The organism is Pseudomonas sp. CM25 (assembly GCF_013179705.1).
GTDB lineage: Bacteria > Pseudomonadota > Gammaproteobacteria > Pseudomonadales > Pseudomonadaceae > Aquipseudomonas.
Genome location: NZ_JABMCW010000605.1, coordinates 1 through 1,736 on the forward strand (window position 1 = coordinate 1; position 1,736 = coordinate 1,736).

Below are 1,736 nucleotides of genomic sequence, written 5' to 3' on the forward strand. Positions count from 1 at the left end.
GGGATGTGCACGAATGCCGAGCGTGGCGGCTGCTTGCCGGCACACAGCACACCACGGGCTACCAGCAAGTTGGACCGGATTACATCCAGGCCTACCCGACCGATCAGCCGGGCGATGACCAGTGGTCGCCGCACGTGGGCATGCTGTGGGCGCAGTGGCGCCATCAGCAGCGGCGCCAGCACGCCAAATGCCGCAGCCAGCAGCAGGTTGCCCGGGCTTAGCGACAGGTTCAACAGCAACCACAGGCCAAACAGCGAGACAGATAACAGCGGGGCGGGGAACAGTCGGTTCATGGCTGCACCTGTACGTCGAGCGAGGTGGGGCCAGGAATCGGCCGCGCGGACATCACGGCCTCTATATAGGCGTCGGGGGCCTGCAGGCTGGCGGCGGTGTCCTGGGTGTAGCGCAGCAACGGCTCGGCCTTGAGGCTGAGGATGATGCACAGGCCGAGCAGGATGACGATAGGCAGGCACTCGTAGCGGCGCAGCACCGGTGACTGGCGCTCCTCGGGTTTCCAGAAGCGCAGGATGCCGACGCGGCCAAATGCGATCAGCGAGGCCATGCCGGACAGAATCAGCAACGCCACCAGGCCCCAGCCCGCTGCACTCAGCGGCTGCTCGGGGGGTACCCCAAGCCCTTGCGGGTTGAACAGTGCACTGATCAGGTTGAGCTTGCCGACAAAGCCCGACAGCGGCGGCATGCCGATGATCAGCAGTGCGCAGGCGATGAAGCTGAGGCCAAGGAAGGCCATGGTCCACGGAATGATCTGGCCGATTACGGCTTTTTGTTCATCGTCGAGGTTGATGCCTTTGGGCGGGTGCAGCGATTCCAGCAGCGGCGGCAAGGCGCCTTCCTCGTCCTCCAGCGGCACTTCGTTGGCCGAGCGTGAGCGTTCGACCAGTTCGGCAAGCAGGAACAGCGCGCACAGCGCCAGCGTCGAGTTGACCAGGTAGAACAGCGCGGCACCGGTCAGCGCCGGTTGGGCGAAGCCGACAGCGCCGAGCAGGGTGCCGGCCGAGACCAGGATACTGAGGGCCGCCATGCGCTCCAGGCGTTGCGCGGCCAGGATCGAAACGGCCGCTACCGCCAAGGTGACCAGCCCACCGTACACCAGCCACTCACCGCCAAAGTGGGCCGAGGCCCCGGCCTGTCCGGAAAACAGCAGCGTCCACAGGCGCAGCACGGCATACAGGCCGACCTTGGTCATGATGGCGAACAGGGCGGCCACCGGTGCGCTGGCCGAGGCGTATGCAGGCACCAACCAGAAGTTCAGCGGCCAGATACCGGCCTTGACCAGGAATGCCATGGCCAGGATCGCCGCACCAGCGTGCAGCAGGCCACGGTCGGCCTCTGGCACCAGCGGAATCTTCAGTGCCAGGTCGGCCATGTTCAGGGTGCCGGTGACGCCATACAGCATCGCCGCGCCTACCAGGAACAGCGAAGAGGCAAACAGGTTGATAGCGATATAATGCAGGCCGGCGCGGACCCGGGCGCGGCCCGAGCCGTGCAGCAGCAGGCCATAGGAGGCCGCCAGCAGCACCTCGAAGAACACGAACAGGTTGAACAGGTCGGCGGTGAGGAAGGCCCCGTACAGGCCCATCAGCTGGATCTGGAACAGCGCATGGAAACTGGCCCCGGCGCCGTCCCAACGGGCGCGGGCAAACAGCAGGGCGCTGAAACCGATGATGCCGGTCAGGGTCAGCAGCAGGGCCGACAGGTGGTCCACTACCAGCACG

Annotated in this window: 2 protein-coding genes; both read right to left on the minus strand. The window is 65.8% G+C overall.

Translation table 11 applies throughout. The features are described 5' to 3' along the window. A partial coding sequence (locus tag HP546_RS29905; protein ID WP_172233398.1) for a Na+/H+ antiporter subunit E occupies window positions 1–293 on the minus strand: 293 nt, incomplete at its 3' end. Beyond that, window positions 290–1,736 (minus strand): monovalent cation/H+ antiporter subunit D (locus HP546_RS29910; protein WP_172233401.1); only part of this gene is annotated, 1,447 nt, incomplete at its 5' end. The genes HP546_RS29910 and HP546_RS29905, both read right to left, overlap by 4 nt.